This window comes from Christensenella hongkongensis, from assembly GCF_000981035.1.
In the GTDB taxonomy this organism is placed as follows: Bacteria; Bacillota; Clostridia; order Christensenellales; family Christensenellaceae; genus Christensenella; species Christensenella hongkongensis.
In genome coordinates this window covers 39,238-57,988 of record NZ_LAYJ01000111.1, presented here as the reverse complement: position 1 = coordinate 57,988, position 18,751 = coordinate 39,238, and the positions used below count along the sequence as shown (strand labels likewise).

Annotated in this window: 19 protein-coding genes; 3 read left to right on the top strand and 16 right to left on the bottom strand. The window is 48.0% G+C overall.

What is annotated here, in order from left to right; genetic code table 11:
- The 5 genes from CHK_RS10065 to CHK_RS10045 all read right to left on the bottom strand — a co-directional run.
- Positions 1–411, bottom strand: a 411-nt coding sequence (locus tag CHK_RS10065) for a hypothetical protein (protein WP_046443933.1), incomplete at its 3' end; no start/stop codon positions are given.
- Positions 412–431: 20 nt separating this feature from the next.
- Positions 432–2,315, bottom strand: a complete 1,884-nt coding sequence (locus CHK_RS10060; protein WP_046443932.1) for a hypothetical protein — start codon at positions 2,313–2,315, stop codon at positions 432–434.
- Complete coding sequence (locus CHK_RS10055; protein WP_131924999.1) at positions 2,312–2,728, bottom strand: hypothetical protein; 417 nt, start codon at positions 2,726–2,728, stop codon at positions 2,312–2,314. Before CHK_RS10055 ends, CHK_RS10060 begins: the two co-directional genes overlap by 4 nt.
- Positions 2,729–2,856: 128 nt before the next feature.
- Positions 2,857–4,227: a phage terminase large subunit gene (locus tag CHK_RS15775; RefSeq protein WP_052740508.1), complete on the bottom strand. Its 1,371-nt coding sequence runs from the start codon at positions 4,225–4,227 to the stop codon at positions 2,857–2,859.
- Positions 4,224–4,658, bottom strand: a complete 435-nt coding sequence (locus CHK_RS10045; RefSeq protein ID WP_046443930.1) for a terminase small subunit — start codon at positions 4,656–4,658, stop codon at positions 4,224–4,226. The genes CHK_RS15775 and CHK_RS10045 overlap by 4 nt, the downstream gene beginning before the upstream one ends.
- Before the next feature lie 117 nt (positions 4,659–4,775).
- Here CHK_RS10045 and CHK_RS10040 point away from each other — a divergent pair, with 117 nt between their 5' ends.
- Entirely contained in the window at positions 4,776–4,985 is a 210-nt protein-coding gene (locus CHK_RS10040; protein ID WP_046443929.1) for a hypothetical protein, read from the top strand.
- A 71-nt stretch (positions 4,986–5,056) separates the two neighbouring features.
- Here CHK_RS10040 and CHK_RS10035 read toward each other — a convergent pair whose 3' ends face one another.
- The 9 genes from CHK_RS10035 to CHK_RS09995 all read right to left on the bottom strand — a co-directional run bounded on the left by CHK_RS10035 (position 5,057) and on the right by CHK_RS09995 (position 14,476).
- Positions 5,057–6,106: a chitobiase/beta-hexosaminidase C-terminal domain-containing protein gene (locus CHK_RS10035; RefSeq protein ID WP_046443928.1), complete on the bottom strand. Its 1,050-nt coding sequence runs from the start codon at positions 6,104–6,106 to the stop codon at positions 5,057–5,059.
- Positions 6,107–6,121: 15 nt separating this feature from the next.
- Complete coding sequence (locus tag CHK_RS10030) at positions 6,122–6,904, bottom strand: hypothetical protein (protein ID WP_046443927.1); 783 nt, start codon at positions 6,902–6,904, stop codon at positions 6,122–6,124.
- A gap of 59 nt (positions 6,905–6,963) precedes the next feature.
- Positions 6,964–7,155: a hypothetical protein gene (locus CHK_RS10025; RefSeq protein WP_046443926.1), complete on the bottom strand. Its 192-nt coding sequence runs from the start codon at positions 7,153–7,155 to the stop codon at positions 6,964–6,966.
- Between the two features lie 198 nt (positions 7,156–7,353).
- The gene (locus CHK_RS10020) at positions 7,354–7,620 is read right to left on the bottom strand and encodes a hypothetical protein (protein ID WP_046443925.1); all 267 of its coding nucleotides are present in this window, start codon (positions 7,618–7,620) and stop codon (positions 7,354–7,356) included.
- On the bottom strand, positions 7,610–11,101 hold the full coding sequence (locus CHK_RS10015) for a hypothetical protein (RefSeq protein ID WP_131924996.1): 3,492 nt from the start codon (positions 11,099–11,101) through the stop codon (positions 7,610–7,612). Before CHK_RS10015 ends, CHK_RS10020 begins: the two co-directional genes overlap by 11 nt.
- A gap of 76 nt (positions 11,102–11,177) precedes the next feature.
- Entirely contained in the window at positions 11,178–13,292 is a 2,115-nt protein-coding gene (locus tag CHK_RS10010; RefSeq protein ID WP_046443923.1) for a hypothetical protein, read from the bottom strand.
- Positions 13,293–13,426: 134 nt separating this feature from the next.
- Positions 13,427–13,630: a hypothetical protein gene (locus tag CHK_RS10005; protein WP_046443922.1), complete on the bottom strand. Its 204-nt coding sequence runs from the start codon at positions 13,628–13,630 to the stop codon at positions 13,427–13,429.
- Between the two features lie 132 nt (positions 13,631–13,762).
- The gene (locus CHK_RS10000; protein WP_046443921.1) at positions 13,763–14,209 is read right to left on the bottom strand and encodes a hypothetical protein; all 447 of its coding nucleotides are present in this window, start codon (positions 14,207–14,209) and stop codon (positions 13,763–13,765) included.
- A gap of 12 nt (positions 14,210–14,221) precedes the next feature.
- Positions 14,222–14,476: a hypothetical protein gene (locus CHK_RS09995; RefSeq protein ID WP_046443920.1), complete on the bottom strand. Its 255-nt coding sequence runs from the start codon at positions 14,474–14,476 to the stop codon at positions 14,222–14,224.
- 256 nt (positions 14,477–14,732) lie between these two features.
- Between CHK_RS09995 and CHK_RS15770 the strand changes: the two genes are divergently transcribed.
- Both CHK_RS15770 and CHK_RS09985 read left to right on the top strand, forming a co-directional pair.
- Entirely contained in the window at positions 14,733–15,056 is a 324-nt protein-coding gene (locus tag CHK_RS15770; protein WP_052740507.1) for a helix-turn-helix transcriptional regulator, read from the top strand.
- Between the two features lie 81 nt (positions 15,057–15,137).
- Positions 15,138–15,593 (top strand): hypothetical protein, encoded by a 456-nt coding sequence (locus CHK_RS09985; protein ID WP_046443919.1) that lies wholly within the window; start codon positions 15,138–15,140, stop codon positions 15,591–15,593.
- Between the two features lie 362 nt (positions 15,594–15,955).
- Here CHK_RS09985 and CHK_RS09975 read toward each other — a convergent pair whose 3' ends face one another.
- Together CHK_RS09975 and CHK_RS09970 are read right to left on the bottom strand one after the other, a co-directional pair.
- The gene (locus tag CHK_RS09975; protein ID WP_046443917.1) at positions 15,956–16,615 is read right to left on the bottom strand and encodes an anaerobic ribonucleoside-triphosphate reductase activating protein; all 660 of its coding nucleotides are present in this window, start codon (positions 16,613–16,615) and stop codon (positions 15,956–15,958) included.
- Positions 16,612–18,711 (bottom strand): ribonucleoside triphosphate reductase, encoded by a 2,100-nt coding sequence (locus tag CHK_RS09970; RefSeq protein ID WP_046443916.1) that lies wholly within the window; start codon positions 18,709–18,711, stop codon positions 16,612–16,614. The genes CHK_RS09975 and CHK_RS09970 overlap by 4 nt, the downstream gene beginning before the upstream one ends.
- Between the last annotated feature and the right edge of the window lie 40 nt (positions 18,712–18,751).

Below are 18,751 nucleotides of genomic sequence, written 5' to 3'. Positions count from 1 at the left end.
AATCGCGTCTGTCACCGCCTTCTGGCTCATCACCGCTGTCGTTGACCGTCCCCTCATCTGGACAATATCGGTTTTCGCAACATATTCGTTGAATTTTTGCAATAATTCCGCCTTGTCCTCAACTTCCAGTCTCCTGACACTTTCCAAAACATCCTGTACGTTCGTTCCTTCCGCACCAAAAATTGTTGAAACGCCAATATTTTCCGCACCGCTTTTCCCCGCTTCCGTATCCATCAGCGCATCGATCAGTTCATTGTGTTTTCCAAGCGCGATCATCATCTTCCCAATATTGTCGAATCGCTCCTTCAGTTCAGAAGCGGATATGCCTTCAGCAGAAGGATTATCCGGCAGGCTGGAAACATCCTGTCCGTTAAAATCCGCATCTGTAAATTTCAATTTATCAATATTCATTCTTTTCTCCTTCACATTACCTATTTTACCTTTGTCTTCAGGTCATAGTAGACCGTCGCTCCATAAATTCCAAACGCTTCATCCAATACATCATTTTCGAATTTAAACTGCGTTGTAATGATCTTTTTCGCCTTTACCTTTGTATAAATAATATTTACATCCGTATTGGTGTTGAATGTAAACCGTTCAAAATCCACATCATCCCAGTTCATGATGTCCGCTTTTTTATCATCCACCAGAACCTCGCCCCCATCCTCTTTCAGATAGAGCTTGACACTCGACCTTGCGTACGGGTTCAGCTTTGTGTAAATCCTGCGCACCGTTTTGTATTTTGTATATGTGTCAAAAGCGATTGCCGGCGTCATCCAATACGCGGTGATCGCTTTTCCGTCGTCATTATACGACGATGAAATTTTCGCATTATAAAACCTCATCACACATCCATCATCAGTACCAAACAGCAATCTTTCGTTTTCCTTATACCAACATCGCGCAGGCACATTCTCCCAGTAATACCATTCATACTGGTATTGCTCGGCATTCTTTCCTTTGTAGTTTCGCTGCGCGGCGTCCGCCACATAAACGTGCCCATTTACCGCGATATAAAGATATCCCTGATATTCTACCGCCACGGCTTCCTCGAGCTTTGGTTCCCTGCACAGCTTTTTATTAATCAGCTCGCTTCTTGCCTGTGCATACTGCTGGGCCGTCACCGCGTTCGTAGTAATTGCAAATACTCCTTGCTTCGAGAGATACATATGGTCGTCCCTCAGATCCTTCATGCAATACGGAGAAACCGCACCTACGCCTGCAAGTCCGGTTTTCAGCGGGAAAAGAACTGTAATGTCATCTTTTAATGTTGCCGATCTCAGGAACACGGTCGCATCCTGCTCGTTATCTTCCTTCAAAATCGCCAGCTCGTTTCCGCTCCGCAGGTACCCAATGATTTTCGTATTGTCCTGTCCAACCTGGGCGTACATATTTTCCGGGAAGTAGGTAGGCAGCGCCTGCGTTCCGTCGGTAAAATCCGATACAAAATCCTGGTTGACATAATCCGGATTCCCCGCAACAAATAACCTGTTATATCCCCCCAGTCCCCATAGCACGCCCGTCGTACACTTGTTGATCTTGTCCGCCTGATTTTCTTTTTGATTCTCCTTTTTATAGGTAATGCGTACATTATCTTCCCCAGTTACCGGAGAGTTCCCAATAGCTCCTGCAAACGTCACTCTCCCGGACTTGGGTTCAACGCTCCACGATTGAATTACAGACCAGTTTCCGTTCGCTTCGAGCTTTTCGCATTTTTCCACTCCAGAAATATCAGTCGAATCGAGCTGGTATACCGTTGCGCTCGTATTGCCCAAAAATTTATTGATCCGCAGCGGCGTCAGCAGGTTAAACTGATCCTTGGTCTCGCCTCCCCCAGATGGCGGCGCAGCGATCGTGGATGTCGGCACGTACGCTGTTTTTTCCACCGGCTCTGCAACCTTTCCGTCATAACGCATCATCTTTTTTCCATCCAATATCCATAACTGGCTCTCCATTTGAAATGCACAGCTTCGCATATCGTTCATGCCTGTGTATAGCTCAGTGGTCGTATTATCGTCCTTCCATAAATACAGCTTGTCGCCGCTATGAATTAATCGCTTTTCTTCTCGTTCTTTTTTGTCGTTCAAATGGGATAACCGGAATATACCGTTTATCCTGCCCTGTAGCTGTAACAGCTTTTCATAACCAAACCGTTTCACCGGCCTCCCGCTCTGATCCGATATCATGTTCAGGCAGTCAGGGGAACGCGATAAAGATACAGCGCCAATTTCGCTTTCAAAATCCGCTCCTTTAAACTCCTTGAACTCTATTGCCTTGGTTCCGTTGGAAGGCGGAAGCTTTGCTCCAACTGTCATATCCCATCACCTCCGTAAACGTCCTCTACCTCTTCCGTGACCGCCTTTGCATATTTGATCTTGTTCGTTTCATAATTTGCGTTACAAATATTGGCTTTGTCATTTTCATCGTCCTGAAAAAGCAGCCAGTAAGCCAGCCCATAACTCATCACACCACTGATTACTTCATGCTCAAAAGGGATGATATCCTCCATATTTTTTACTGCCGGAATTTCTTCCAAAGGTTCCTTTCCGGTAAAAATTCTGCGCGTATTATTGCACTCAAAGCAATCTATCATCAGCTGGTTTACAAGATTCACTGTAAATGTCGCATATCCGCTTTCATATCCGGCTTCCTCACCCATTACAGACATTGCCTGCCGCAACAGATCCCTCACTGTTATTTTATCTTCCATATCTTTTCCTTTCCGCATTTGCAGATATCCTCGATTCTGCGCATGAAAAAAGGACGAATTATTTCGTCCTTCCACTTTTTCCATACTATCATGTTACTATATTTTATCCGACGCCGCCCGCCGTCCATCCGACATCCATTTCAGGCTTATTGTCCAAATTCCAGCAGTTCGGCAAGCTGCTCGTCATAATCAAAATCATGCCTGCCCTGTGGAGCAATCGTGTCGGCAGGTATTGGCCTTCCTGCCACAAAATAACGAATCGCGTCCGGCGCGTGAGTCAATTCATGCGGCTCGCGTGCGCAATCATTCGGATTCTTACCATCGTAGCGCAAAGCAGGAAGCGTCCTGATCAGGTTGACGCAGTTTTCAAAAATTTTCAAATGCGCGTCCCGCTCCTTATTATCCTGTATCATTTGTTTATTTGCTTCGTTTGATACCTCATATGGCTTTAACCATTCCTTCAAATTGTACCACCCCTGCACCCTGTCGTTACTGGCCCGGGCAAGCAGTATTCCCTGTTCGGAAAATATTTCCGCCGTACTTTTCCCCGTATCGCTGTGCCTGTTCCACAAATCCGGCGGGGCATAATACGCGTAAACCGGTTCATCCGTCATCTCTATAATTTTTTGCGCCGCGTCGGATACCTTCAGCCCGCTTTCATACAGCTCTTTATATACAAACGCATTCTCCCTTTCGTCCATTGCGATCCAGTAACAGGCCAGCATATCGAGCCCATAGTCAAGCGTCACATACCTGCGCCAGTGTTGCGGTATCACAAACGGCTGCACTACGTGTATTTCGCGCTTGAACTCTCCAAAATATTGTCCTTCAAAGATATCCCAGTCCCCGTATAGCATTGCCTTTTTCCGGTCCTCCGGCAAATTTTCCAGTGTTCGCACATAGTCCGGCGAATGCTTCATCAAAAAATCATTTTCATAAACAAGCGATTGTATAAACGCATAGTCCTGCTCCCGCTCGCTTTCACGGTATTCCCTGTCTATAAAAAGCCTCTTCACCCATGCGTGCCCTACGCCGCCCGGATTACAAGTCAAATACATCCTCGGTAAAAATTGTTTCCTGCAAAGCCCTGACGAGCGGTTTGACTCCGTGAGCGTCTGGTACTGAAATTCCGTAAACTGCGTCGCTTCCTCCATAAAAATCACGTCGTATGCCTGCCCCTGGTATTGTAAAACATCCTGCTCTCCTGCACAATATCCGAGTTTTAACCTGCTTCCGTTCGGAAACAAAAACTCGCGTGTGCTTTCCTTGTATTTTGCAATCCCTTTCAGGAGGCCCAATAGCACGATCACATGGTTTTCCCTCAATTCCGGCAGCGTACGCCGCAATAGCAATATCTGTATCCCGTCGTAATTAAGCGCCAGCAACACCACCTTCATGCGCGCCGCCCAGCTTTTCCCGCCGCCGCGCGCCCCTCCGTATGCCACATACTTTGCGTTCTCCGCAAAAAATTTTGCCTGCTTGGGGTATGGCTTTACCATTTTCAGTACAGCCTTCATTTCGCCCACTCCTTAATGTTGTCGTCAAGCTCTACTCGAATCACATCCTCGCCCTTGTCTTCTTCTTTCTCATCGAGTATTCTGTAATACTTGGCCAAAAATTCTGCCGCCTTTGTCCTGTCAGCCACCTTAACCGGCTGCCTGACCAGTATTTCCTGCCCTGTCTCCTGGTCAACTTCGATGCGCTGTTCAAACACCTCGTCACGCATCAACGCAGTAAAATACTGTAATATTTCCCATGTCTGTGCCAGCTTCCTGTTCTTCTCATTGTTCTTTAATTCATCTATATATCGTCTCACCCGTTTGTCAGCCAGTATCGCCTGTGCCGTCCGCCGCGCCCTTTTTTCACTGTACCCCGCTCGCAACGCCGCTTGTGTTGCGTTCTCATCCTTGATATATTCCCTGCAAAAACGTTGTTGCCTTTCTGTCATTTTGCCGCTCTCCCATAGCTAAAAAATTTTTACATTTAATGAAATTAATGTGCTTATCCCTCCAAATGTGTTTATAAGTATTATGTAAAAAAAAACAGATTGTAAGGAGGTCTCATTATGACATACAAAATAATCGTACGCGATCCCTCAGAGGGAACAGAAATCTATTTGGATAATCTGGCAAAAGAACAGGCCATCAAAGAAGCCGAAGAGCGCGCTAAAGATTCTACCAAACAGGTATATATCAGCTTTGTTGACGACGAAGGCCACGGCGGTTACCTGAACCGTGACGGTGCGACCTGTAATTGCCCTGGCGAACCCTGGTAAACCGAATTTCTCCTTCTGATAATTTTGGAAAGCAGCCATATATATATGGCTGCTTTCCTTTTTTCTATTTCTTACGCATTCACAGCCTGTGCCAGTGCGCTGCGGTAGCTTCCCTCTTTTTCCGCAAACGCTTTGATTGTCTGTCCCGATTCCAAAGAAACCGCCGCCGTATAGGTTTTTACGGATTTGGAATACCTTGGATCTGTCCCGTCCACCGTGTATTTGAATGTCACGCCGGATACCGCCGTGATCGTCGCCGCGTTCGACGCAATCGCAATCTTTGGCGCCGCAAGCACCTTCGCGGTGTCAACAGCCGCATATACGCCGCCCGCCTTTGCGCCCAGTACAAACGCGTCAAAATAATTTCTTCCTTCAAGCACGTTTCCGTCGATTCCAGCGACGTCGTTCAGCACGCGCATCGTCTTGATCTTGTTCGGGTTAATCACCGAGCCCTTAAATGTAATCAGGAAATAAACGCCTTCCGGGAAGTACACATCCGGTACTTTGATTGCCTGCATATCTGCGATCATACCTACATAGCCTTTTGCAAGCGCCTTTTCCGCCAGCGTATCTACCGCCAGAAATTCCTTGGAAAGTCTCAGCATATTGTAATACGTGGTCGGGATATAAAGTACCCTTTCCTGATCAGGTACAAGCTCGTTGTCCAGCACCTTTGCGCCTTCAAAAATTTTCTCTACAATCGTTTCCTTCGTAGGCGCGTCTGTCCCCGCGATGGTTCCCGCCTGCTCAGCCCAGCGTCTCAACGTATATTTGTCCATGTAGGGAACCACCTGCTCCTTGATCTGTGCGTTCAGCATCTTCGCCGCACCCTTTGTATTCATCTGGTCCACATTGTTGCCTTTGTCGATTGTGATTGAAAATCCCTTGTCCTGTGAAAGCTCTACCTCCTGCACAGTGTCCTGCATCTCAACCGGCGTTCCAAAACGGTTTTCCCCGCTGCGCTTATAGTCGTTAAGATCAACCGTCTGGGGCGTATAAATTGAGATCGATTTCACACCTGCAAAATCATATTCCATCGAGGCATTACCCGCCACATAGCTTTCCTTTGTAAATTTTTCTGCGATCTTATTGCTGTATTTTCCTGCCAAATTAACTGCCATATTATATTCTCCTTTTTATTTCATTAATTCTGTGATAAACGGATCCTCCGCTTCCACGCCCAGGCCTTTCACGCTCCCTGGTAATTTCTCTCTATTCTTTTTTTCATGTTTCAAAGCGCGAAGCTCCTGCTCACGCTCCTCGAGCAAATAATTCTGGTACGCCGCCACCGGAGATGCCCCCGCGCGTATTTCTTCTACCACAGTGTCAGGCAAATCCTCAACATCGGGATACATCCGTTCAAACTCGTCGATTCCGGAAAAAACAATCGCCTTTTCCTTCATTTGCGGATCGTTTCCCGGATTGTTTTTATACCTTGCGTTTTCCAGCTCAATCCGGGCAATATGCTCTGCCATTTCATAATCATAGCCCTGTCCGCTCAACTGCTGCGCCCTCATCGCGCATTTTGCTTCGTCCTCAGCCTGTTCCGCCCTCGATATCAGTTCTTCCTTGCTTATCCCCGCTTGCTCTGCAAGTCGTTCCAAAATTCTTTGTTCTTCGTTGGGAGTATTTTTCTGGTTTTCTATTTCTTCTTTGGAAAACACATATTCCTGTCCGTCTAAAAAGACCTTTACTCCCATATTGTCGCTTGAAGCGTTTTTATTTTCTTCGCTCGAAGCGTCTTCAATATCTGTTTCGCTGATGTCTGTGTTGTCCATTCGATCTGCCTTCTCTGTTTTTTTCATGGCGTCCGCCGCCTGCGTATCGCTGTCAAACACTTTTTCAAAATCAGCTTCCTGTTCCGCCGACATTTCCTCTGCCGGCGTGTCCTCGATCTCCTGTGTAATCATATCTTCCATGGTGTTTCCTTTCCTGTACCTTAAGAACGCGGCCTTCCTCGCCGGTTCCGGCAATCCCGCTATCCAAGCGGTTGTTCATTTCGTATTTCTGATTTCACGCCGTATGCAATGCACTTCGGGTTTACACATTCCAGTGTCAATACCGCAAACAGCCGTGTCGGCGTTTCTTTCGAATCGTCTCCTTCCACAACGTTCCTGCTTCCTGTCACACGCAGCGAGCATCCGCATTCACCGCAAACGTCCCTGTTCATTATGCTGTCCTCCTTTACTTTAAGGCATAAAAAAAGAGCGGTTTTCTTCGCTCTTTCCGGCCTCTGTTTCCATGTTACCATTATACGATATTTTTCCGGACATTACCTGCCCCCTGACGGACACGGTACCGACGCTCCCGTAATCTTACAAAATTCAACTCTTCATATCCCGCTTTCATATCGCTCTTTTCAAGCCGCCTATTCATCCATTGCCAGATACCGCTTGGTATACTCTGTTTGCTCAAACTTCAATTTATCTCCGTCTTTCCTTATCCAAATCACCACCGGCATTGGCTCCCACATACCAATCTTTCCGTCCTCATCCGGGTGTTGAAGTACTAGAAAATCCTTTCCACCACACCTAGATAGTTTCTTTGCTTTCTCAAAACTCAAGCCATTTTCAATACAATAATCTTTAATTTCATTCGCATAGTCATTAAAATACATTGCTAATCTATTTTTCATACTTTTCGCTCCTTTCAAAATATGTCCATTGTCCTTTAGAATTATAAATATACCCTATTTCCTGTCCAAAGCACGATAAAATTACTTTGTCCCCGTCTGACGCAATTAAGCAATTATCGTTTGTCCCCGGATGTGTATGTCCGCTCCACTTGTATCCCTGCTCTGCAAGTTCTCGCGCCATTTGCGGGTTGATGTTTACTTGCCCTTTATTTCCCCGTACAATCATTCGTTGTCCGCCTTTGGTAAACATTGCAAATTCCACTCCGGTTTTTGCAGTCATTGCGGCTAAGTCAATCATACTGACTTCGCTTTTCTTAACTATGATTCTGCTATCATAATCCGGCAATTTCTCTATCAATCTTTTTTGTCTGTTGTTTAAATCCGCTCCCATGTGTAAGATTGCGTTGGGATTACCATTTGCATTGTTGCGGCTTTGAATGGTGAAGTCTTCTTCCTTCATTATATCATGGTCAAATATATCGTCAATCTCACCATTTCTTTCTCCCGTCATTTCCCCTACAATTTCTCTTGCCGCCGCTTCCGCTTCTCCCTGCGTCATGCCCTGCTGCTCCCGCGCGGCTTTCCCAATCATTTCCTCAAGGCTTACTTCCCCGCGCCCCTCTGCATCCGTGAACTTCTTCCCCTCCGGCGTATCAAAATACTCCATGATCTCCTGTGCCGCGCTTTTCGGTTGGCTGTCTGCTGTCCTCGCGCCGTCAATCCCGGTCTCCTTGCCCGCCAGTGCCTGCGTCGCCTCAGCCAGCGTTTCTTCACTCAAAAGCCCCGGCGTCGCCCTGTTTCCTTTGCCTGTCAGTCCCGCGTCAATGTCCGATCCGGCGGTTCCTTCCTGCACAGCCGCAGCGTCCCCGCTCTGTCCTCTAAGCCCATCTGCCGCTTCCTTGCCAGACAGCATATCCAGCATCGGCGTTCCGTTCAATGCTGTGTCAATTCCTCCTGCCGCTTCTGCCGCTGTTCCGTTTTGCACCGCCACAGTTGCCGTGTTCTCTGTATTTTCTGCGCCTGTATGACCGGTTCTCTCCTTAATTCCCTCCATCACATCCTTTCCCACGAGGGAATCCAGAATCGGCGTTCCCGTTCCCTCCAAAAGGTTGGTTGCTCCCGCGCTTTCCATATCGCCCGTTTGTGTCCCTGTCCTTCCGGTGATCCCAAGCCCGCGGCCCATTGCGTCCATTCCTTTTCCAGCCCCGTTTGCCACAATCGATGTCAGCGCGCCAACCAGCCCGCTATACAGCTGCTCCTCTGTAAATAGTTTGATCTCGTTGTTCTCCCCAAAAATCAGGTTCCTCAGTACTGGCTCCAAAAACGACTGCATGCTTTCCTGTGTAAATTCTCCTCCGCTGTCAATTCCCTGTTGAAGCAAATACTTCAGAATTTCCTGTCCAGCCTTGCTTTTAAAGGTGTTTTCAATCACCTTGTTTGAGTTCAGTAAAAATTTCTCCGCTGTTTTTTCCATTCCGCCCAACTTGGAAATACCACCGATCAAATACTGCGTCGTTCCTTCCAGCACACCTACCGCCGCTCCGTAAGCCACCGCCTTGTCCACAGGCTTTCCTTCCTTCAACGATTGGTTTACCGCTCCGCCAAACGCGTTCGCCGCCGATACTGCCGTTCCAAATATGGGGTTCACCGCCCCCGCGGCAATCGCCGGCGCCGCGTTCGATACGTTATATACCACGTCGTTCCACAGTCCGTCCACCTCCGTAAGCTCCGGCCTGTACTCGTTCCGCGCCGCGTTATACATCCCGTCCTCCACTGCCAGCGTGCTTCCCCGTATAAGGTCCGTGGTCTGCCTCATAGAGCCCAAAAAGCTTTCCAGTCCCGCCCCCGCTGCCGTCGTGCCCAGCATATACCGCTTCATCCATGGATCATCCTTCTCTTTGATCGCCTCTACCACCTCCGCTCCGGCTTTCGCGCTCACTTCGCCACGGATAAGGTCCAGGTAATTCAGCGCCTCCGGCAAGCCCTTGTCGTCGTAAATTGCATAAAATACGTCTTTCTGCTCATCCGTTGCATAAGAGCTTCCATTGAGGTTAATCTGAGAAACCACCTCGTTCCCCTCGTGGAACGGATCAAATTCGCCTGTCGATCTCGATTCCGCTTCGGCCAGCCGCGCCTTGCCCCTTGCCGCTTTTTCCTCAAATCCCGGCTGCCCTGCCATCGCTTCGTAATCCCTCAGCTCCTCTGCCTTTTGCATGGCCTGTCCGTAATTTACAGCATGCTCCTTCAGGAATTTCGTATTGTCTATCTGCTCTTGAAGCGCCTGTATCCTGCCCGCCTTCGCGGTCTGCTCCTTCGTGCTTTCAGCCCTTGCCGAACGCTCCTCTTTAAGCCGCTTCTCCAATGCCTTTTGCTCTGTTTCATATTCCTCCGCCGTTTTTTCCGGCTTCATCTCCAGCGGGTGTGCACGCAACTCGTCACGTTCTTTCTCCAGTGTTTCGCCCGCCTCGTCGGTATATTTCTTTTTTTGCTCGAACAACTGAAGCGTTTTGTCATAAAGCTCTGTTTGCCCTGTTCCGGATAAATACGCAAGCATATTTTCTTCCTGTGTCCCAAGCTCTGCATTTTTGGCAATCTGTGACATCATCCTTTCAGGATGGTAGCCTCCCGTATTCATAAAGCTAATACCATTTATCTGTGCATCCTTGGCAGTCTGTTGGTAGCCTCCCGCCATATTATTAAAATCATCTGCCGCGGCTTTTTTTCTTCCGTTTTCCACGCCTGCCCAGTATTCATCCTCGCTCACGCCCTTCAACGCGTTTCCAATGTCCTCGCTCAGCTTTCCATATTCAGCTTCAAATCGGTCTTTCTCTTCTTTCTTTTTTGCCCGTTCCTCCTGTGCTTTCGCCTCCTCTTCTTCTTTTCTTTTGTTCAACTCCTCATCAGATAAAAACGGGCCCTTATCTTCTTTTTTAAGCTCATTGAGCCATTCCCACATCGGCTTTGTGAATACGGCTTCCCAAAGCTTGTCTTTTCGTTGCTTTTCCTGATTCTCATTGGGTTTTGCGGTTTTATTCCCATCCTGCTTTTTTACCATTCCAAATTGATTGTCAAAACCGTTTTCCGCCTGCTTTGCGCCCCATATCGGCTGTGTCTGTTCTTTCAGCTGTCCCGCCGGTTTGATCTCCGGCTCCATATTAAGTCCCATAACGCCGGACGGCCTGCTCTTCCAGCCCGGCTTCCATTGCGATTGCTCAGGCTCATTCGTACTGTTTGTTTTATTTTGTGTTTCGCTTTGACGCGATGTATTCCCGCTGCTTTTCTTAGCCTGGCTTTTCGCCGGGCGCGACGGCTCGCTTCGCTTGCTTGTGTTGTATCCGTCCACGCCTGACGGCTTGGTTTTTGTATTGCTTGTCTTTTTTTCCTGTTTCTGGTTCCCGCCTGTCGCGGGCCCGCCGCCCGGCATTCCCTGCCAGCGCTTTTTGTCATACCACCAATCCGGTTTCTTGTTCGTATTTGCCATTTTCTCTCCTCTTTTTCCGCACAAAAAATACGCATTGCCTTCCATCGCCATGCGTATCCTTTGTATGCCCGTTTCGTTATTTCATTTTTCCGCTTTGCCGTTCCAGCTCGCTGACCAGCCACATTTTCTGTTCCTCGGTCGTCTCCAGCTTTTCTACTGCCTCGATTGCCGCCTGCGGTTTAAGCGTTTTCAGTTCCTCCAGAATTTTCATCAGCTCTTCCGCAGAAAAACTACCGTCCGGTGGGCCGTCCGCTTCCTCAGCCTCCGTCGCCCCGTCAGTCCCCATATCCATCCGTGCTTTGTTCTCCCGGATAAATTCCTGTAATTCCTCATCGCTCATGCCTTTTACATCCGGGCTTTCTCCAGTTCCTTCTTCTGTATCTCCCATCTGCCCCTTCATGTCGGCAATGAATGCCTGCAACTCTTCGTCGCTCATGTCTGCGGGATTTGGCATTGCGCCTTCTCCCTGCACGCCGGATGCGGAGGGCGGCGATCCCATCGCCTGTCCTCTAGGCATTTCCGGCATTCCATCTATCCCGGCGCCCATCATTCCCCCTGCTGCGCCCTGCGCCTGCCGTATACTTTCAACGATCTTATTCTTATTCTTGATATACCCCTCCGGCACAGCCTCCAGATACGTTAACGCATCCGGTATAATCTTGTTTTTCATCATACTGTCAAGCGTCTGAACCTGCATCAACTCAGACCAATAGGAGCCCTGCCCAATATCGATTTTTAAATTCAGCGCATAATTTTTCAGCAGGCCGAAATCAAATTCCTCCTTTGTCACATTTCCCTCATTGTCCGTCAGCGTAACGCAACGCGTCCCGTAATCGACGCGCATCATCTCGATAAAGATGCGAACGCAGCTTTCCACAAAATTGTAAAAATCCATCCTTTGGATATCGAGCGGCATACCCGCCGCCTTTTGCACGGCAATAATTGCCGATGTGTTGTCCGGCTTCACATTTCCAAGAGCCGCGTCCGACGCTCCCATCATTTCTTTGGTCTGCGTGATGGTAGACTGCACCATGTTCATCACATTGTTGCTCATATCGGCAGACTGGAAATTCGCAAACAGCGCCTCGTTCGGATTCCCCGCCACGCCGATCGCCTTCCCGATCCGGTTGTCCCACGCCGCTATCTTGGTACGGTCATAAAGCATCTTGGGAAACGCCATCTTCGTCGTATACATCATCGCCATGGCATAAAGCTTGTTGACAAATATCTGGTTTTGTATCTTTCCTGTCAGCGGTGAAATCCCATGATAGCAATTTTTCATGGTCTCCCAGCTCAGCCATGCCAACGGATACAGCTTATATTCCGTATCAGCTTCTCTTTTGATCACCGCATTCCTCGTGCACTTGATAATATGTACGGTTCCTTTTTCTTTCCACATTTTCAGGACTACCGTCGTATAGTCGTTGTCCCTGTCTTTTTCTGTGTTCACATAGTAGCTCTCATTATCCGCTACCACCTCGTCCGGGTTCATCCCGTTCATGCGGGCCTCGTCCTTCACTTCTTCCGTCAGCCTGCGGTAAGCAATCAGTACATACGGCTGCTCCTGCACTTCACCCTCAGATGGGTTGCCAAACAATACGTTTGTGTTGTCCACAAGGTCTACCTTAATTTCGCCCTTATAGTCAAAGCCTGTTTCAGCGTCCGGGTCAAACCAGATATAAAAGCACCCGTCGCCGTCCACTGCGCAGTTGCGTATCATTTTCCTGTTTTTAAACTTCATATTAGAGCGTTCGATGATGTTATCCACTTCCTGCGCGATAATTTTAGGAATTTTTTCATCCAGGCTGGGTTCCCCAATCGTTCCCGCCTGCAAATCAGTCGAACCGCCGACAGGCTGCTCCCGCAATGCCTTCTGGTCGTTTTTCCCATCTGCCTGCGCTCCTTTTTTTCCCCTTTTTTTCTGCCCGTCCCCATTGCCTGGCCGGTTCGCCAACTCCACATTGGTCGCGATATCATCCGAAATCAGCATTGCCGTATAATAGTTTACCACCGGCTTCAAAAAATTGAATACCGGCTTATCAAGATCCGGTGCGTTCACGCCCTCCCACTGTTTATCATTGAAAAAATTGTTGTTCCGCTCTACGTTGTCATATAAGTTGATCCCTGTATTATAAGAGATTCCTCTTTCGTATTCCTTCCAAATTTCACTTGCTTCTTTTTTGATTCTCATTTTTCAGGCCCATCCTCCCTGTCTCTTTTTTTAAACTCTCGGTTCCTTCTTCTTGCCCTGTTCCTTGCCGCCAAACCATATTTCCCCATGCTTTTCCGCCTAACGGCCCAAATCCCTGTTTGCTATCCGCTTTCTTATTCTTCCTCTTCCGGATATTGTTTCCTTCCGTTGTAATTCATCAGGTTATTCAGCTGCTCTGCCTGCCTGTCCTTTTTATCAATCTGTGCAGGCTTTTCCAGAATCGTATCCCGCGTTCTTTTTTCGATGCAAAACGGCTGCCTCACATAAGCCCCTGCAAAAAATGCTGCAATCATCCCCACTACAATGAATACTTCCATATTGCTACCTCCTTTTTTTCAATAAAAAAGAGCCCTGTTTTCCGGGCTCTTCCCAGTTATATCCCCGCATTTTCTTCATAATACCAGTCTATCACGCATCAGCCGACTTTGCGCGCCGTAGCTGCGACACGTTCACGCCACGCCCCCGGCAAGCTTCTTCAGCAAATTTTTACGGATACGCTGCGTCTGCCGTTCCGAATACCCCTGTTTATCGGCAATCCAGGCCACGCTCAGCCTGTCGATATACCGCAGTCTCAAATATTCGCATTCAACCTCCGAAAGCCCCGCTTCGTCCACCTTCCGCTTGATCTCGTCAAAATCAAAGCATAAATCCCTCAACTGTTCCGATTTCCGCGTTATCCTGTCGTCGAAAACGTCCACCATCTTCTGTACAACACAATAAACAGGATCATCCTTTTTTTCTACTTTTACGCGTTCGCTGTCCGGCACAGATACGCGCAGCAGCCCCTCCATGCAGGAATATTTTTCAGCAAACAGCTCTTTTATTTCATCCTTACATTCTTTGATCTGTTTTTTCAAATTTCCAAACCTGTATAACAGGCGCTCCACCTTTTCCATTTTTCTCTCCTTTTACCTGCAAAACCCGTTTTCATGATATGCAATTTCCCGCTCGCACGCTCTTATTTCAACATCGTAGTAATCGAGCACATCCTCTTTCAGGTCCACGCTCAGGCACTCGAGGTCCTCCACGTCGCGCCGCTCGTCCTCCAAAAGATACATGCGCTCCTCTATTTCTTCAAGCCGCGGCCGATACCGCCCGGGGTATTCTTCTCCTGTCGCCATACAATTACTGATATACGGCGGGTCTGTAATCCGTCCTCTCATCTTCCTTTTCCACTCCTTTTCCAAAATTTCTTTACATTTCTCATTCGGCAATGCTCTGCATTTGCCATTACCGGTATCCTTATTTGTTTTACGAGCCAATATATTAGCAAACTCAATATTAGTTAAGCTAATATTAGCACGCGGTGTTGATTATGTCAATAGATTATATTAGTTTTTCTAATATTTATTTCATTGAAAAAACCGACATTTTTCGTTAGAATATTAATAAAGTTAATATTTCGAGGTTATTTCCCCTATGAATCGAATCAAAGAATTAAGAAACCAAAAAGGCTTGAAGCAAACCGACCTGTGCAAGCAGCTCGGCGTTACGCAGGGCGCGCTTTCCGGCTGGGAAAATGAAAATTACGAGCCTGATATCAAAGCGCTCAAAAAGATGTCGGAAATCTTCGGCGTATCTGTAGATTACATCCTGTGCCTGACGGACGAACCTTCTCCTTCAGGCGAGGAAACCCTTGTCGCGCTTTCCGCTCCAAAGGGTTACGATCAGCTCACCGAGGAAGAACGCATTGAAATCGAGCAAATTATTGCGATCTATAATAAGCGCCGGAAAACGAATTAAAAATTTTTTCCAAAGCTTCATCGTTCGACATAATTCGACACACCTGCCTGCTATAATAAAAGCAAAGAGGTGAGGACGAAAATGTTAGACGATATTTTAGATGAAGAAATTCGCAAAAACGGCATCAAGCTCGAAACCTATCCCTTCCGCGCGGACATCAACGCACTCACGGTCGGAAAGACTATTTTGCTCAATAGTAGTCTCGATAATACCGCGCAGAAAAACGCGGTCAAAGCCCACGAGCTCGGTCACCAAAATACATGTGTGATCAATCTTTTGCATGCCGAAAAGCATATCCAGAATAAATATGAATATGTTGCTGACCGTTGGGCCACGCTCAAAGTCATGCCGGTAGAAAAGCTTCTCCAGGGCTATCGGATGGGCCTTCGCACTTATGAGGAATTTTGTGATTTCCTTGAAATAGACCAACCCTTTTTCCTGCGCGGTTTATCCGTTTTTTCCAATATCTACGGCAATTATTGCATCAAGGACGGTTGCCTGATCCGTTTTGATCCTCTGAATATAGATATCTTTTAAAGCGACTTAACATAAAACAGGTTATGCAAATCATACCATGCCATATCGTGCATGCAGGCTGTTCAGATGCAGTATAGATGTGATTTATCACTGTTGCTGTTTCCGGAGTCTGCTCCGTGCTTTACACACCAAGCGTAACGGCTGTTCCATGCCGGCGTCAGGTCAGGCCGTTGCATGAAAACGCCTTTGCACACACAGTAAGCAGGCTTTGAAGGCAATGTCTGACCTGACGTGAAATAATGCAATAACGTATGGGTTTGCCTGCACGATTATCACATAAGCCTGTAACCAGCCTTTTGACAAACTGCAATAATTTCCCACATCAAAAAAGCCGTTTCCAGTCTTTGCGGAAACGGCTTTTTTTAACATCTGGGGAAGATGTTTTTCTGGTATTGCCTGAGTTTTTCTGTAAAATTCACAATATCCTGCGCAGAGTATACCTTTTTACGTTCCACGCGCACCGGGCGGTATAGCTGCAACGCATAAGCGGGAAGCTCTTCCACCCCCTGCGCCATACGCAAAAGGTCTTTTTCCGATAGCTCTGGAATCACCGTTGTGCGAAGCTCCCATTCTACCGTCGCGCCCCGCAGAAGCTCCAGTGTCTGCTCCACTCCGGACGCGTCATGCCCGCATACCTGCGTATACAGTTCAAACGGCGCTTTGTAATCCATCGCCACATAGTCGACGCATCCACGCCGGAGCATTTCCTCCACTACCTGTGGCGCGCTGCCGTTCGTGTCCAGCTTCACGTCGTATCCCAGCTCCTTCAGGCGCTGCGCGAATTCCGGCAAATCTTCCTGCAATGTGGGTTCGCCGCCGGATATCACGATTCCGTCCAGCAGCCCGGCCCTCTTTTCCAAAAAGCGCCACACCTCTTTTTCATCCATCAGTTCTTTTGTCGTAAGGAGCTCGCGATTATGGCAAAACCCGCAGTCATAGTTGCATCCGGCAGTAAAAACGACTGCCGCCAGCCTGTGCGGAAAATCGATCGTTGCCGTTTTCAAAAGCCCTGCAATGTTCAAATAGAATTCTCCTTGATCGTATATTTCACGCGCTCGTCATACTCTGTCTTCTTGCCCTTGTGGAAGTTCTGTACCGGGCGTAAATATCCCACTACGCGGCTCCACACCTCTGTGTCGCTCCCACACTGCGGGCAGGTAAATTGCTCGCCGTCCAGATAACCGTGCTCCTGGCAAATCGAAAAGGTAGGCGTCAGTGAGATATACGGCAGCTTATAGTTGGTAAACACCTTGCGAATCAGCCGCTTGGCCACCTCCACGTCAGATATCCTCTCCCCAAGGTACAGATGCAAAACAGTGCCGCCCGTGTAAAGGCTTTGCAATTCATCCTGCAAATCCATCGTCTCAAAAATATCGTCTGTAAAACCAACCGGGAGCTGTGTCGAATTTGTGTAATACGGCACCTTGTCGTCGCCCGCACAAATAATCTCAGGATATTTTTTCCTGTCAAGCTCTGCAAGCCTGTAGCTTGTTCCCTCGGCAGGCGTCGCCTCCAGATTGTAGAAGTGTCCTGTCTCCTCCTGGATTCCCGTCATCAAATCGCGCATATAATTCATAATAGAAACGGCAAATTCCTGCCCCTTTTCCGTCGTCAGGTCTGTTCCGTCGCCAAAGAAATTTTTCAGCGCCTCGTTCATGCCCAGCACGCCGATCGTATTAAAATGATTAAACCAGTATTGGTTTGTCCGCATCTTGATATTACGCAGGTAATGCGCCGAGAATGGGTATAGTCCCTTCTCCGTCTGGTCCTCGATAATTTTACGCTTTATTTCGAGGCTGTTTTTCGCCATCATTACAAGCTTCCACAAACGCGCGCGGAATTCCCCTTCCGATTTGGACAGGTAGCCGATTCTTGGAAGGTTAATCGTCACCACGCCAATCGATCCTGTCATCGGATTACTTCCAAAAAGCCCGCCGCCGCGTTTCCTCAGCTCTTTTGTGTCCAGACGCAGACGGCAGCACATTGAGAGCGCATCTTCCGGATTCAGGTCTGAATTAATATAGTTTGAAAAATACGGAATACCATATTTACACGTAATCTCCATAAAACGGTTCACCACAGGGCTGTCCCAGTCAAAATCGTTTGTCACGTTGATCGTGGGAATCGGGAAGGTAAATACGCGTCCATGCGCGTCGCCCTCCAGCATCACTTCGCAAAACGCCTGGTTGAAAATATCCATTTCCTTCTGGAATTCGCCATAGCTTTCGTTCATAACCTTGCCGCCGCAAATTACAGCCTCGTCCTTGAGGGTACGCGGGCAAACGATGTCAAACGTCAGGTTGGAGAACGGACACTGGAACCCCACGCGCGTGGGTACGTTGATATTAAAAATAAATTCCTGCAACGCCTGTTTTACAGCGTCAAACGTCATATTATCATAGCGGATAAACGGAGCGCAATAGGTGTCGATGGAAGACCATGCCTGCGCGCCGGCCGTTTCTCCCTGCGTTGTGAAGGTCGAATTCACAACCTGTCCCAAAAAGGAACGCAAATGCTTCGCCGGGGAGGACTCCACCTTTCCCGGAACGCCGCCAAACCCGTCCATAAGCAGCTGGCGCAGGTCCCAGCCCGCACAATACGGCCCAAAAAATCCAAGGTCATGAATGTGGAAATCCCCTCCTACGTGCGCCTCACGCACCTCCTGCGGATATACCTCGTGCAGCCAGTACTGCTTTGTAAACGTCTCGCGCACATAGTTGTTCATTCCATTAATCGATTTTTGTGTGTTTGCGTTTTCCTTGATCTGCCAGTCTTTGTCGTCCAGATAGTCTGAGAACATATCGATTGTCGCGCCGATCAAAGCGTTGGATTCTCTCGCAGCACGCCTCTTTTCCCTGTAAAGGATATATGCCTTTGCCGTCTTTGCATGTCCCCGCTCGATCAGCACCTTTTCCACAATATCCTGTATCTGTTCTACATCCGCCTCATCCGCCTTGAGCTGGAGATTCGCGATGTCCACTACCTCGTTCGAAATTTTCTGTGCCGTGTCAAAATCGTCGCCGCCCACCGCAGTGACCGCCTTAAAAATAGCCCATGTGATTTTTTCCTGCTGGAACTGTTCCGTACTTCCGTTTCTCTTCCTGATCTGCGTAATCATCTTTCTTTCTCCTGTCCGTTTCGTTTATTCATATCATAAT